The following is a 15,501-nucleotide window of genomic DNA, read 5'->3' on the forward strand; positions in this document are numbered from 1 at the left end:
TTGTGTTTTTCGGCGAAGAAATATTAGAATTTTCCAAAGATGCCCTCCCTGAAGACGATTTCTCATATTGTGCAGTAGCTTTTTGATTAGCAGTTTAAGCTCTCTATGCTAATCTAAATTAATAATCGAAACCGTAATAATATGTTAAGATTGACTTATATAAAATTAAAGGAATGATCTTATGAAAAAAGCAGTCAAATTAGCTTCCTAAAATTATCTAGATTTTAAATTTTAGGAGGCTTTATAAGATGAAATTCAATAAAATTGATATTAATAATTGGGAACGAAAAGAAATTTTCAATCATTTCTTAAATCAACAAACGAGCTTTAGCATCACCAGAAATATTGAAATTACTGAACTTTATAAAATTACAAAAGATAAGGGATATAAATTCTATCCTGTATTCATCTTTTTAATTACTCACGTGGCAAATTCAAATAAACATTTTAGAATGAACTTTAATTCTGCTGGAGAGTTTGGCTACTGGGATAAGGTAGTCCCAATGTATACTATCTTTGATAAGACATCAGAGTTATTTTCAGCCATTTATACAAATACAGATGAAGGTTTTAAAAAGTTTTATGAGAACTATATTTCCGATACTGAGAAGTACAATGGTACAGGAAAACTGTTTCCTAAAACACCGATACCTGAAAATGTCGTCAATATTTCTATGATTCCATGGACTTCTTTTACTGGTTTTAACTTAAACGTGAATAATAGCCCAAATTATTGTTTGCCGATAATCACTGCAGGTAGGTTTATCAATAAAACTAGTAATATTTATTTACCTTTATCCTTGCAGGTTCATCATTCTGTCTGCGATGGTTACCATGCAGCTCTATTTATGGATAGATTTCAGACTCTTGTAGAAAATAAACTAGAGTTTCTTATATAAATAAAACACGAAACACTGACTAATCTCTTTTAGTTGGTGTTTTTTACTAACCTGTAGGAAAACAGGGTAGTATATGTGCCTTATTTCTGTTCCTTGTATCTGATTATTGTCTTTCTGCTTTCCTTCTATATCCACTCAAGTTACTGAACAATATCTTTCTAGTAATCGATTAACCAATACCAATTGAGTTCAATGCTCCTTGCATCTGCGTTTTCGCATAGCCAATCATTGTTTTAAGGTTTTCCAATTCCCTTTCAACTTTCAGGCGGTTACCCTTTTCATTTTCATACATTTCAAGTATTTATTCTTTTGTATTTTCCTGCTTGCCCAATTTAGTGATCTGTAAGAATCCCTAAACTGTTCAAACGTGTATTTCCTATCGTTCTTTATAGCGTCTGCCAGTAAAAAAACAGAATAAAAAGCCACTCAAAATGAATGGCTCAATCACAAACTTAGTATTAAATTCTCGGACTAAAAATTATTACTTATCTTGCCAACAATTTTGTTAGTGGCACTACATTTATTGTAATCGCTCTAAATCCTGATATTCTTTCATATAAGGACCATCTTCTGCAACAAATGAATGATACAATGCCTTTACTGCGAAATTTTTCTCTAAACCCATTTCAGATTTTAGTTTTTTTAATTCATCATGCAATGTTCGATGTTCATTTATAAGCTTTAGCATAACTGTCTTATTATATTTCATTACATCCGTCCTTTTTGTTTACAACATGAAAGCTATAATACACTATTTTCACTTATAACTGCAAGAACAGCCTTGAAAGAAACAACAGATGATTGTGTATATTCGGTCTTACTATACCTCACCATTAAATTTTTTCTTCCACTCTTCATAACGCACAAAAGGCAATTACTGCACATTTTTTCACATTTTTCCTTAAACTCACGCTGTTTAATAAAAAGCGATTAAGTACATATTTATAATAAAATCAAAGGAATGAAAAAAATGATCCTGCATCTACTTTTGGCCTTTCTAATTCCTTGGATTATAGGTATACTGCACCTTTATAAGAGAGATAAAATGTTACTCTTTTTATTTGCTCCATATTTTAGTGTTTCTGCTTATATAATAAATGCCATAGGTTTTTATTATGATTTTTGGGAAGTACTACCTTTTCCTAATCAGAAACATATAGCTACATTACCTTTTGATTTAGGGATTTACCCAGTCTTGGGATGTTACTTAATCTACTTCATAAAAAAATTTAACAGAGCTTATTTGATTATCTTTTTAATGTCGTTGTTCACTACTTTTTTAGAAATGATTTTCTTTTATTTCGGAAGAGTAATTTACGAAAACGGTTGGAATGTCTACCTGACGTTTTTCTCGTATTTGTTCCCTTATCTATTTTTGTACTGGTATTACAAATTTTTAATAAAAATAAATATAAAAATATAAGCTGTAACGTGTGATGACGCTGCGGCTTTTTTATTTACTATGTAATTTTCTTATATTATGCAGTATTTAAATCTCTACATTTCAAACAAGTTAAAGTAAAAAAATCAATTAGCAACAAACGACTGAAGATGAACGTAAAGAGTATATTAGGAATATCAAAGTTCAAAAGTCTATAAATAAACATAAAGGTAGGTAACCTCTCTCTATTTACTGGCACATTAGTTGTCAGTTTTTTATTTATATTACTGAATAATATCTTTAATTCGAAGTGATTTTGCATTTCTTACACTTTTTCATTCGATTTACTCCTTCAAATTTTCTTTAATATATTCACAGTATATCGACTGCTGCTAGCCACATTTCAGGTAAATCTCTCTTACAAGAGCCTCTGGCAAGTCAGGAGGCACATTTCCGACACGCTTTATTTGCTCCTTTTTCAGTATTTAGACCCGTTTGCGTTATAGTTACTTGGGAATCTTTGTCCTGCATATAATTCATGTGGCTCTAAAACCCTAATTCACAATATCAATTACTTTTTTTCTTCTTTTACTAGTGTCGAAAGTATAAAACGGTCTCCAGTAGCCATTTCAATCCCTGTACTTGCCCCACCCCGCCAGCGAAATTGTCTACAATGATTTCTCTGAATAAGCTTAAAAACACCCTATTTTGAACTGCACCCCAATTGTTAGACCCAATGTAACAATGGGGTGCAGTTCACTTTCAAATTTCAAAACCAATCTATAAATGCAAAAAGCCACACCTATTAGATGTGACTCGCAATAAAAGCTTTATGCTAATCTTAAAATGACAATAGACGCGCTGATAACTAGAATGTCAGGAATAACTAAATTTAATAAAGCTGTTGGGTTTGGATGAATATTTCTCAATGTAAGAACATCCGATGAATTTAAAGTCGTTATTACTTGACCATTTTCCAAGTTACCAGAATTGTCTCCATAATTGGAACCGGCTATTTGGTTGTCGCCATTGAAAAGAGCAAATGCATTAGGGCCACCTGTAACAAACACCTCGTAGGTAATAAGATAAATACCCGTTTGATTTATAATGATAGGTGCTGTTCCTGGTACATGTGTTACAAACCCTGCAGGAGTAATATTACCATTTGTATTGAAAGTAACGGAACCATTATTCGGGATACCTGGTTGAGCAGTGGTATCATAAATATAAGCAAACCCTGGAAGACCTGTACCTAAAGGTTCTTGTGGTACCTGTACTCCTTGATGGATATTTTTGTTATTACAACTTTCTTCACAATCATCATGAATTCTGCTAATTCTTTTATTAGTTGGTTCCTTTTCACTTCTATTAAAATTGTCGAAACCCATTTTATCATCCTCCTTGTTTTAATACATTATTCAATGAAGGGACAAATGAAATAGACAATTTTACTAAACCTTTATGGATTAATTATAAAAAGACCACTATATTAAGTGATCTTTTTAACAAGGAAATAATTTATTTTTTACATATTATTCTTAATAAAACATGTAAACTGGGGTAATATCTTTTCTCTTAAAATATATGGGCTGGCCATGTATGTTTATTAAAGCACTCATTTATAACAATTGCGCCTATTTTATTGAATCCCACATTTAATCCTCTAAATAATCAAACTTTCTCGCGTGTTCTACTTCCTGAATGGAAACTTGGCGTGTTAATTCATCTGTTTCAGAGATATGGTATGAATCCCATTCGTCATTAACGGCAATTTCTTCAGGATCTTCATATAATTCATCATAATCTTCAAAATCCCCTTCAAAATCGGAAGGTGTTTCAGAAGTTCCATATTTCGCCACAACTTGAAACATATCTTCATAATCATGAATATCATCCTTATCATCTCGGCCAGCAAAAGAATTGTCTACTGGAGGAAGCATCACTTGCTCTTCAACCGGTCGATCTGTTGGAACGTCTTTTGCAGTATGTTCAATACAAAAAGAGGTATAAGGCAGTGCCACCAATCGATCATATGGGATATCTTGTTGACAAACTTCACATACGCCATAGGTACCATCCTCAATCTTTTGTAAGGCCGTATTTACTTTTGCTAACTCATCATTGTCATGGACTTTTAACGCCATATCTTTTTCACGCTCGTATAATTCGGTACCCAGATCTGCTGGATGATTATCGATTGTTGACAGCTCATCAACAGAATCCCGTAAACTACCTCGTTCTAAATATTCATCATCTGTATCCATTCTTCGTTGGAGCGAGTGTTTTTGCTCAATTAACATATTTTTTAGCTTTGATATCTTCTTTTCATTTAGAATAGTCATCACGTCCTTTTCATTATTATGAACGAATTTGATTGAATTATTTGTTTTAAAGGATAAATTTAAAGACAAAAACGAAACTATATTCTTTGATAAATATGCTATATATAATTAGTTTAGCTTGTGATAAGGACATATTAAATCCGCATGTTTTTTTATGCCCTTTTAGATTGTCCTAAAAGTTATTGCCTTCGAATAAAATGCAATTACATTTGATTATTGGAGGCTATTTTATGGATTCTATATTTACCTTTATCTTTTTAGGCATATCAATGGCTGCAACAATTGGACCTGTTAAGACTGTCCTATTGAATACAGGTTTAAAAAATGGCTTTTTTCATGCATGGTTTTTTAGTCTTGGTGCCATAGCGACTGACATTATCTATATGTTTATCGTATATTTTGGAATTGGCCAATTTATCAATTCCATCTGGTTAAAAACAATCCTTTGGTCCTTCGGCTGTTTTGTTCTTTTGTACACCGGTATCGAAAATTTACTGTCGCTACATAAAATTGAGATGGATTCGAAAACAGGGAAAAGGACACGACTGAGACAATCCCTCATGACTGGATTTTTCATGTCTTTTTTGAATCCGCTAACCATCCTTTTCTGGCTGGGAATATACGGCTCCATACTCGCAAAAACGGCTGGTATCTCAACAGGGTATGAAATCATTTTGGTGAGTATCGCCATTTTAATGGGCATTATTTTTGTAGATTTTATTTATGCCTTTTTATCCAGTGTCGCTCGAAAATTATTATCTATACAGCTTTTGAAAACGGTCTCTTTTATCTCAGCCTTATTAATGATTGGTTTCGGGATCTACTTTGGGATGCAGGCTTACCAAGTGTTATTCCAATAAACTCACCGACAGCGCATAAAATAAACACGAAAGGAAACCATACCTTTAAAAGAATATTAGTCGAGGTGTGGTAATGGACCAAGAGAAGGTTAATGTAAGTGTCTGGTGTATTGTAAGTTTGACTTCTATTCCACTCATCATGACACTTGGAAATTCAATGCTTATTCCCGTGCTCCCTATACTGGAGGATAAGGTCGGGATCACATCATTTCAGTCGAGCATGATCATAACAAGCTATTCAGTCGCAGCTATTTTTCTGATCCCCGTAGCTGGCTATTTATCGGACCGCTTCGGCAGAAGAATGGTCATATTACCAAGCTTAATTTTAGCTTTAATCGGTGGTCTGATTGCTGGATTTGCTTCATGGAAAATGGATGACCCCTACGCAATGATTATCGCTGGAAGAATTATTCAGGGAATTGGGGCCGCTGGTGCAATGCCGATCGTATTGCCTCTTGTAGGTGATCTTTACCAGGATGATGACGAAAAAATAAGTTCTACATTAGGGATAATTGAAACGTCTAATACGTTTGGGAAAGTGTTAAGTCCCATTTTAGGATCAATATTTGCTGCGTTTTTATGGTTCCTTCCCTTCTTCTCCATTTCAGCGCTTAGTTTGATTTCAATTGTACTAATTTTTTTCTTCGTTAAAGCTCCTAAAGATGATGATGAACCATTGAAGCTCAAAGAGTTTTTACGGAATACAAAAAAAGTTTTCAAGGAGGAAGGAAAATGGTTATATACCGTATTCCTTAACGGGGTCCTTGTGATGCTCATATTATTTAGTATGCTATTTTTCTTATCAGAAAACCTCGAAAAAGTTCATGATATAAAAGGGATTAAAAAAGGGTTTGTCTTGGCCATCCCGCTTTTATTACTTTGTATAGCTTCATTTATATCTGGTCGAAAAATTAAAGGAAACCTAGGAAGGATTAAAAAAATAATCATTGCCTCCTTGATTGCAATGTCTGTCAGTATTGTCTTTGTTGGGTTTACAAGTAAAAAACTGATTCTTTTATTAGTCGTTACGAGTATAGTGGGGATTGCTATTGGTGCACTATTGCCCGCACTTGACACAATTATTACTGACAATATTAGAAAAGAGTTAAGAGGAACCGTATCCTCTTTTTACAGCTCGGCACGATTTATAGGGGTTGCAGCAGGTCCTCCTATTATGTCACTTGTCATGAAAAATTATCTCCATGCCAGCTATATTACGGCAGGTGTATTAGGATTTATTCTCCTGTTTGTTGTCTTAAAGTTTATCAAAGTAGAGGATATTGAAAAAACCAATGAAATGGCATAAAAATAAAGAGCTCTAGACTGAATGACCTTATTTGAAAGCACATAGTTTATCCAGATCTCATACTAAAATAATTCCGATTAAAAATACTTTTAGGAATATCTTATAAGAAGTAGTCTCTCGGCTACTTCATCATTTGTTGTCGTACTTGGCTTTCCCATCAAGCAATCTATGAAATACTTCAACCTCTCTATCCTGATGCACTATCGAAATGCGCTTTTGCACCATTTCCTTAATTCGATAATTTCCTGTATACAACAGTTGCATCATATGCCTTTGGTAATGTTGATTCAATCACTCCAATTTAGCTATTGTTATCAGCTTTCGTTACTGACTACCTTGCCTCCTCGATTGTTTCAGCCATCTTTAGTAACTGTTGTTTGCCTGTTAACATAGTTTCGTCCTCCTAAGTTACGAAATACTACGTTTACTAGATTGTCTTTAAAGGCATCAACCAATTCGAGCTGTAGCGTCTGCAAACGCTACGGCTTTTTTTTATGTATCTTTAATTGCAAATTAATAATTGTGTGTATCGCACGCACTTATTCGTTTGTGGCGTTAGTTGACCGTCACTGCCTCTCTCATTTTAGGGTCACTACCAACCCAGTGACACTAGTTACTTTCCTCATATTGTTCAATAGCTCCACTATTCGATGTTCTACTAAGGTACTATGTCATGAGAAATAGGTTAACCTTCACTTACATACTTCGCATTGCTTACTAAACCAACTCACACTTTTCTTTAATTTATAGAAATGATTAATAAGACTAGAGAGTATACAGAATACTACATACTATGAAAATATAATCTGCAGATTATACAAATTTTGTTTATTTGGAGGTGAAATAAATGAGTTTAACTACTGGCCCAATTGAAAATACAGGAAATCAACCAGCTAATGCAGCTAGTGTTCGTGTCAAAATTCTTAACCTTACGGGAGGATTATTAACTGGCGTAGTAAGAGTTTTTAGACTAGATGGGTCAAGACAATTATTATCAACAACTCCTTTTGCCGCTATTGCGAATGGTTCTACTTTTGTAACTCCTGGTGTAGTTGGAGCACAATATGAAGTTGAAATTATTCCAAATCAAAATGGTGGAATATATAGCGTTTATGGACGAACAGCTTCAGGTGTAATTATTGCTGCCCAACGGTTTGTGAACTCAGAATTAACACAGATTCTTTAGAATTTAATGTTAAGATTATAAAAGCCCTATACCAGTGTATAGGGCTTTCCATATTCATTCATTTACCTCCAGCTTGTCACTCCTTACAGCACATTCTTTCTGACATGAACTTCAAATTGTCCAGCTAATCCTCATTCATATCCGAAATTATAAATCTATCTCACCCTATAATTAGCTTCTAATGACTTCAGACCAGAAACTATTTTTCACTCCCCCCTCCTTAATGTCCAAACAACTGGATTTGATATGAATAAGATATTTAGAGAATAGGAGGTGAATATAAAATGGCATCATTTGAAATTGGGGCAAGAGGTCTTTTCAATTTTCGAAACGAACGCTTTTTCGTATTAGTTGAAGATGAAATTACAATTCCAGAAAAAGGTGTGGAGATTGATCCAGTTAATATCTATGAGATTGACCAACAAACTTTTGATTTTATCAGAGATGAAGGAGATACACCTTTAGTTGTACCACGTTTCAATCTTCCTCCTGTACCACCTGGATTTGAATTAGAACGAAAATGTATTTTTACAGTTGATAATTCATACTTTGTGATCTATGAATTAGAAAATGGCACTGATAACTTTGTTATTTTAAGAATCAGTGCAGCTTTATTTAACTCATTGAGAAATTCTGGTGTTCGTGAATGTATTCCTCAAAATTTTATTAATTAATAAAAAAATTATTATATTTATAGTAATGTTCAGCAAGAATCCTCTTCCTTGCTGAACATTTTATTCAAAGTGTACAGTAAAGTTTCTTTGTTTTTATGACACTCACCAATAAACATAGAATAGGTTAACTAAAAATACATTTTGTGTTAACCTATATACATTCCATTATTTGGAGGTGTGTGTGTTGACTGACAAAAATAAAATATTACTTAGTTCGGTTGGCAGTTTGGCTTTATTTACTTTAGGAGGATACAGGATATTCACTAACAATTTAGAAGTTATGTCCATACTAGTAGCCTATATTTTCTTTATTTGTGGAGTTATAGGCTTTGTTTTTAATGTAGTAAGGTTGTCAAAAACTCCACGTACTTAGCATTGCTTCGTTGCAATGCTTTTTTCGTTTCCCATAGTCATTCATTCTTTCATCTGCACAAAAGTATTGATTTGGTCGAGTTTTTGCTCTAAGGAAATTGGAATGGTGAGATTAGAGGGATTTGTTAGTACTTCATATTCTTATGTGTAAAAAGTAAGGTGACAAACCTATATTTGTACTTTGTCAGGTTCAAGTTTGAATAAAGAGCATACTGATACTATTACTGCACAGTTTAATATATCTGTCCTATTTTTACAGGTACTTCCATAAAGAAGGTTAAATAGTCTGCTATTAAATCGATTACCGATTTTTATTTTTATGTACAAAACATGTTAATTTTCCTAAAATGGTAAATAGTAGATAGATATATTGAGGTGAATACAAATGAATAATTGTCCTAATTGTTTAGCCAGTAACCCTTTTAAGAAAGTATATAGAGATGGTTTAGTATTTGTAAAATGTGAATATTGTAATACGATTTTTGAAGATACTTTAACGAGAAAAAAGAGAGAAGTGTCAGAGAGAGTACGAAAGGAAGTCCAAAACAAAGTCACAAACGAAGAAAACATACGCGCAGCTGAAAAATTCGTTTGGGGTATTGTAGTTCTACTCATTATTGCAGTTATTATTGACGCCATGTTATTGAGTAATTAGTTGCGTTTATTTAGTTGAAGTGCATTTTAACAATAAAATTTTCGCTTCAGCCAAATTCATTTGAAATGATATTATTCGATTAAATCAACCTAGAATAATTAATGACTATTTTCCTAACACAATAAAACTAATTACACACAAATTAATGGACTATAGTAGAATTTTGCAGTATTATTTTACTAATACAGATATTTAAAGGGGCTAGAAAATGCGGATTCAATACAATCAAGGCTTGTTTACACAAAATCGATATAACCAAACAAATTCGGAAATTAATAAAACATTAAATAAACTTTCTTCAGGCTATAAAATCAATCAAGCTGCTGACGATGCTGCCGGTTTAACTATTAGTGAAAAAATGCGTGCGCAAATTCGAGGGTTGAATCAAGCTGGGGAGAACATTCAAGATGGATTGTCTTTAATTAACACAGCTGATGGAGCCTTAGCAAATATGTTAGATCCTAATCTACAGCGACTTAGAGAACTTGCAGTGCAAGCTTCAAATGATACTTTAACAGATGGCGATAGGCAAAAGGTTCAACAAGAGGTGGACCAAATCATAAAAGGACTAAGTGATATTGCCTCTAATACGGAATTTAATGGTATGGTTTTGCTTGCTGGAACGAAAGATAAAAATGGAAATAGTATAACATCTGGTTCTTTAGCTCAATATGTTCAACAAGTTACAACTAGTGGTGGAATAACGGATAAATATACATATAATTCAATTGATTATGCTAGCGCTATTATTGATTTTAGCAATATTAACTCAGCTAGTGATGTAGCTAAGTTAAATGGAGAAGGAGTTAACTATACTTGTTGTACTTGTAATCAAGCCTATAGTATTAAATTTGTAAATGGTAATCCAGATACATCAAGATTAAATGATTCTAATCCGGTAATGGAAGTGGATGTGAGTACAATTACAAACGGGACTGATTTAGTCAACAAGATAATTGAAACAGCCTATGGTCAGCCAGGATTCGTATATGATCCAACTCCACCTAATTCGAATACTCTACCAAATGGCGCAACAAATTTTGTAAAGCACTTTTCACAGTTAGCTTCTGATGGTGGAAAATTATATATATACGATTTTAGACCTGAGAATTATGGTTTGAATTGGCCAAGTAATGGTAGTGGAGTGTTTGAACTTAATGTTTTTGGTGAACCAGGGAAAGAAAAAGATTTGTTCTTACATTTAGATATACAAGTAGGGAGTAATACTGGACAAAGTGTTAAAGTATTAATACCTAACGTAACGGTAGAGCAACTAAATATCGATCCTCTATCTGTTAATTCTCAAGAGAATGCAAATTCAGCAATTACTATTATTGAAAATGCAATTAAGAGAGTGTCATCTGCAAGATCAACTATAGGTGCATATCAAAATATGTTTGAACATGCCTACAATAACGTTAAAAACGCTGAAGAAAACTTAATGAAAGCTGAATCAACTTTACGTGATTCGGATATAGCAAAAGAAACGTCTAAATTGAAAAAAGATCAAGTTCTTTTGCAATCATCTCAATCGATGATGGCGCAAATTAATCAAATGAGCCAGGGAATTCTGAACATATTAGGTTAATTAGCAAACAACCCAGCACCAAATCAATATAGACTAGTGCTGGATTGTTTTTTAGATACTACTTAAATTCAATTTCCTCTGCCGAAGCCCCTTTAGTATACGTAATGGTCGCTCCATCAGGTAAATTTCGTATTTCTTTTACATTTTTTCCTTCGATAATAATTTCACCAATTTTCGTACCTTTAAAGTCAATAATCGCATTTCCTTTTTTTGGACTAATCGTTACTGTTTTATCCGCAAATCCTTCCCCATGGAATTCAGCATATTGACTAAATACCGCAATTCCATTTTTAATATTCGTATTTTTCCCTAACGACAGCGAAATGCTTGGGCGATTCATGATCAGTTTACCTGTTTTGTAGTTATCAAAATTGTATACATTTTCAGGTGTTATTGGTGTTGGTATTTCCTCATTGTCTGCTTTCAAATCAATTTGAACTAATACTGGGTCATGATCTGATGCACGGCCTTGTGCTTCTGTAAAGTTCGCATTTATATGAATCAAGTCAATTTCTGTAACGTCAGCAAGCTTATTCGAAACTAAAATATGATCCAACACTTGATTGTTTCCTTGGAAGAAGTACGTAAAACGATCTTGCTCCGGGGCCTTATCTATCATATTCGTTAAAACATCACCCTTTAACGTTTGAAGAGCTGGTGTGAATTCAAAGTCATTCATGTCCCCTGCTACAATGATATTTAAATCTGGATTAATGGCAAGTCCTTCATCGATAAAATCATTGATGGCTTGAGCAAGCTGAATACGTTTCTTTACTGATTCTAGCACTGGTGGCTGAGTTGGTCCCCAAAGTGAACCATCTCCACCTTTAGAATTTAGGTGAGCTCCGATAATCACTACACGTTCTTTCTGGAATTCAAATTCGGCTGCAATTGGTTTTCGTGTATCTACAAATTTTGATGGATCAACAAAGCCAGGATTTAAAGCGAGGCTTCCATCTGCTGTCCACGTATTGGTTTGGTCACCCATCCCTTTTATACCTGACACTAATGAAACACGTTCTGGATTATATAGGTAACCTACACGAATATTACCGCCAGGTGCACCACCTACTGTATTGTTAATTGGCATGACATCAATCCAATCATACGCAGGACCACCCGCAGCTTTAATTGCATGAATTAATCGCATGTAGCTTTCCGATGCATCTGCATTTCCTGAATCGGTTTGTCCATCATTATCTTGAACTTCGACTAATGTAATAATATCTGGTGATTTCATATTATTCACAAATGTCGCTGCTATTCTGGCTACTTTTTCGTTTGATGTATTGGCAGGATTATTTGAAAAGTTTTCGATATTATAGGAAGCGACATTTAACTTGTCCGCTACTGGTTCAAGATGAGTCACTTCTTGCTGAAGATTCGCTTTTGTCACTTCTGGGAAGACTTTATTTGTGTTCAGTCGATAGCCATCTGTAAAATTCTCTACAAATCCGATAAGGGCATCATTAAAACGATCACCTGAATCATAGTTTTTCCCTGCTACCCCTTCAAGCATAATTTTTTCTGGGTTATAATCATCGGCCGCTATATTTAAACCACCATTCACATTGAATGTATTATTAGTTGTGCTCGGTACAACAATTGGAGAATCATTATTATAAATCGGTCCTATTACTCTCGCTTCTGGGAATGATACCAGCATATACTCGATAGATTCCCAAAAATCGATGCCATCTTCTTGTGGGTCAAAAATTGCAAAACTATCATTATCGATAATTTTATTTGGTGGCAACAGATCCTCCCCTATCACAAGGGCTTCTGGAGTTCCTGCTGTACCTGTTTTTGTAATATTTGTTGCTGCAATTTGTGTATCTGTCAATCGAGAGTTGCCACCCGCCTCAACTACATTTCCTGAAACGTTAATAACGTCCCCTACTGCTACATTATGTCCTGTCTTATTTACTTTGATAGCAGTTGATTTTACGCCATCAAATGACGACTCGTTTTCTTGCATAATAAAGCTAGTTGAATTTAAAACGAATGTTACAATTCCTGCCACATCATTTACTGTTAAATCGACATATGGTGATTTATGGCTTGCCCCTTGAATATCGCTAATCTTGGCATTTTTAGTATCAATAATTTCATAAACAAATGTAGCAATTGCACTGTTCGTTAAACCTTCTTTCACTGCAATCGCTTTAAGCGTCATTGGTTTATTAACAAGGATTTCCTCTGTATACTTTGCACTAGCTGTTGTTGGCGTTGAGCCATCCACTGTGTAATAAATCGTTGCTCCTTCAGTCATTGTAGAAAGGGAGACTTTCGTGCCAGCTGTTACGCCCCCGACGTGAGAAGCTTTGATATCCTGCACCTTTGTTACATCTTCAATAACGCGAAGAGGGAGCAATTGATGGTTTGTATATTGACCAACAATCCCTGTAATTTCCCCATACGTTTTTCCACTCACTAAACCAGAATCTCTTGTTTTATCGTAAATAGCAAATGGGCCTACTTCGTCAGTACCTGTAAAGTTTTGACCCGAACCAGTAACGGTAACATTTTTAATTGTAACTAGTTTCGATTCATTGTCTTCCGCAACCTCATTACTTTTAATAAGATGTGGCTCTGGTATTGTCGAAGGAACAGGCATACCAACAAGTGAAATATTCGTTAATTGCTTTAGACCGCTATATTCATCTACTCGTCCTTGCACCGTCACTCGATCACCGACATTTGCGGCAAGACTATCCACAGGATAAATGGCTATCGCCGCCCCATCTTCATCTTGAATGTGCGCTGTAGCCGTTTCTAATTTTGCTGTCACGATCCCTGATACGATAACAGTTTGCCCGATTTCTTTATTACGAGCTTCCGTAATGGATATAACAGTTGGCTCTTCTTTAACCGTATAATTAAAGGATGCAATGTCACTATCGTCTAGGCCTGTTGCAGTAGCAAATGCTTTTATAGTCATGGCTTCATTTATAACAATCCCCGCTGCTGCATCATAAACCTCACTAGCTACTGACGGTTCAGAACCATCGATTGTGTAATAGATGGTTGCATTTGGGGTATTTGTAGATAATGTTACTTTCGTTCCTGCATAAACTTCGCCTGTTGCTGGTAAAGCCTTAATATTCTCTACTTGTGTTGGCTCATAGTTTGATACTAATTGGAAGCTTTCCGCGCTTAACGTTTTTAATTGATATGTCCCGTTAAAAATTGACGCAATCCCTGTCACTGTGATGACATCATTGTTATTGAAACCATCTGCTTCAAACTGAGAGAACTGATAGCCTGTACGGTTATCATGGCGAATTAACAGCTCGTTATTTGCTGCATCGACTGCTTTAAATTCAAATGTACCATACGTACCAGATGGCGCTAAATCTTTAATCTTCACATTTTCAAGTGTGATTAATCTTCCTTGTGTGCTATCATCCGCAATCGGTAAATTTACTGTCTGCGGTGTAGGTGCCGTCCCTGTAGAAATCCGTTCAATTGTCGGTGAATTAAATTGAACTTCTCCACTATATAAACTAGTTTTCCCTGTGATGCCGACAATATCTCCAACAGCTAAGCTCCCTGCTTCTGCAGAACTAGAGAAGACATATACCCCTGCTGTCTCATCCTGTACATAGAAGGCCTTGCCTCCCCAGCTACCAGGTAATGTCGTAACCGTCCCTTGAATTTGAACTGTGCGGTCTGTTCCAACAGCTGCACGAGCTTCGGCAATTGTTGCTGTCTCGGGAGGATTTGGTTCAGTAGTATCGTCCCCAACAAACTCCATTGAAGTTGGTGATTTTAGCCCTGCATGGTTGCCAAAATATTTTTCCAGTGAACCTGTTATTCTAACTTTTTTCCCGAGATTACTTGGGTTAGTAAATAATCCAAAATTGGCTCTATAGGAGCTTGGTAATTGAATATACAGCATTTTCGTGACATCTGTTTCATCTGGTGTATCAGCAATCGCAATATTTGTGTCACTATCTGCTATCACAGAATATGAAGTTTCACTTTTAGCAAACCCTACTATATATCCCTCTACAGTAACATTACTCTTTACTGCGGTTGGATCAAATTGATTGACCGCTTCCCCCACTCCAATTGCTTCTGTCGTTTCGGCCTTTACAACTGTGAAGTAAGGTGAAATCATAGAGATTACAAGTAAAAATGATAACGCTATTTTGGTAACGACATTACATTCATATTTCTTCATTCGCTTAGCTCCTTATGATTTTAGTCTAAAATAATCTTTTCCTTAGGTTTTA

General features: G+C 34.8%; 13 protein-coding genes. 8 read left to right on the top strand and 5 right to left on the bottom strand.

The genetic code is table 11. The annotated features are described in order from the left end of the window. The first annotated feature begins 248 nt into the window (after positions 1–248). Positions 249–899 carry a type A chloramphenicol O-acetyltransferase gene (catA, locus tag LBYS11_RS12630; protein WP_103118264.1) on the top strand — a complete coding sequence of 217 codons (651 nt, stop codon included), beginning with the start codon at positions 249–251 and terminating at the stop codon, positions 897–899. A 169-nt stretch (positions 900–1,068) separates the two neighbouring features. Here catA and LBYS11_RS23975 read toward each other — a convergent pair whose 3' ends face one another. Next, on the bottom strand, positions 1,069–1,191 hold the full coding sequence (locus tag LBYS11_RS23975; RefSeq protein WP_255409618.1) for a hypothetical protein: 123 nt from the start codon (positions 1,189–1,191) through the stop codon (positions 1,069–1,071). 228 nt (positions 1,192–1,419) lie between these two features. Continuing rightward, positions 1,420–1,608, bottom strand: coding sequence for a hypothetical protein (locus LBYS11_RS12635; protein WP_054550360.1), 189 nt, complete (start codon positions 1,606–1,608; stop codon positions 1,420–1,422). A 336-nt stretch (positions 1,609–1,944) separates the two neighbouring features. On the opposite strand from LBYS11_RS12635, the gene LBYS11_RS24085 reads away from it, so the two are divergent. Then, the gene (locus tag LBYS11_RS24085; protein ID WP_304481706.1) at positions 1,945–2,322 is read left to right on the top strand and encodes a CBO0543 family protein; all 378 of its coding nucleotides are present in this window, start codon (positions 1,945–1,947) and stop codon (positions 2,320–2,322) included. A gap of 788 nt (positions 2,323–3,110) precedes the next feature. Here LBYS11_RS24085 and LBYS11_RS12645 read toward each other — a convergent pair. Continuing rightward, positions 3,111–3,668: a hypothetical protein gene (locus LBYS11_RS12645; protein WP_103118266.1), complete on the bottom strand. Its 558-nt coding sequence runs from the start codon at positions 3,666–3,668 to the stop codon at positions 3,111–3,113. A gap of 267 nt (positions 3,669–3,935) precedes the next feature. Continuing rightward, positions 3,936–4,616 (bottom strand): TraR/DksA C4-type zinc finger protein, encoded by a 681-nt coding sequence (locus LBYS11_RS12650; protein WP_103119087.1) that lies wholly within the window; start codon positions 4,614–4,616, stop codon positions 3,936–3,938. Positions 4,617–4,852: 236 nt separating this feature from the next. On the opposite strand from LBYS11_RS12650, the gene LBYS11_RS12655 reads away from it, so the two are divergent. The 6 genes from LBYS11_RS12655 to LBYS11_RS12685 all read left to right on the top strand — a co-directional run bounded on the left by LBYS11_RS12655 (position 4,853) and on the right by LBYS11_RS12685 (position 11,263). Next, positions 4,853–5,482, top strand: coding sequence for a LysE family translocator (locus tag LBYS11_RS12655; protein WP_048392575.1), 630 nt, complete (start codon positions 4,853–4,855; stop codon positions 5,480–5,482). 73 nt (positions 5,483–5,555) lie between these two features. Continuing rightward, on the top strand, positions 5,556–6,788 hold the full coding sequence (locus LBYS11_RS12660) for an MFS transporter (protein WP_103118267.1): 1,233 nt from the start codon (positions 5,556–5,558) through the stop codon (positions 6,786–6,788). A gap of 847 nt (positions 6,789–7,635) precedes the next feature. Then, positions 7,636–7,974, top strand: coding sequence for a hypothetical protein (locus LBYS11_RS12665; RefSeq protein ID WP_048392571.1), 339 nt, complete (start codon positions 7,636–7,638; stop codon positions 7,972–7,974). A 284-nt stretch (positions 7,975–8,258) separates the two neighbouring features. Further along, positions 8,259–8,648 carry a hypothetical protein gene (locus LBYS11_RS12670; protein WP_048392570.1) on the top strand — a complete coding sequence of 130 codons (390 nt, stop codon included), beginning with the start codon at positions 8,259–8,261 and terminating at the stop codon, positions 8,646–8,648. Positions 8,649–9,534: 886 nt separating this feature from the next. Beyond that, on the top strand, positions 9,535–9,675 hold the full coding sequence (locus tag LBYS11_RS23685; RefSeq protein WP_233731989.1) for a hypothetical protein: 141 nt from the start codon (positions 9,535–9,537) through the stop codon (positions 9,673–9,675). 208 nt (positions 9,676–9,883) lie between these two features. Continuing rightward, on the top strand, positions 9,884–11,263 hold the full coding sequence (locus LBYS11_RS12685) for a flagellin N-terminal helical domain-containing protein (protein WP_103118268.1): 1,380 nt from the start codon (positions 9,884–9,886) through the stop codon (positions 11,261–11,263). A 58-nt stretch (positions 11,264–11,321) separates the two neighbouring features. On the opposite strand, the gene LBYS11_RS12690 is transcribed toward LBYS11_RS12685, so the two are convergent. After that, the gene (locus LBYS11_RS12690; RefSeq protein ID WP_103118269.1) at positions 11,322–15,449 is read right to left on the bottom strand and encodes a chitobiase/beta-hexosaminidase C-terminal domain-containing protein; all 4,128 of its coding nucleotides are present in this window, start codon (positions 15,447–15,449) and stop codon (positions 11,322–11,324) included. Positions 15,450–15,501 lie beyond the last annotated feature (52 nt).

Source organism: Lysinibacillus sp. YS11, from assembly GCF_002896375.1.
GTDB lineage: Bacteria > Bacillota > Bacilli > Bacillales_A > Planococcaceae > Lysinibacillus > Lysinibacillus capsici.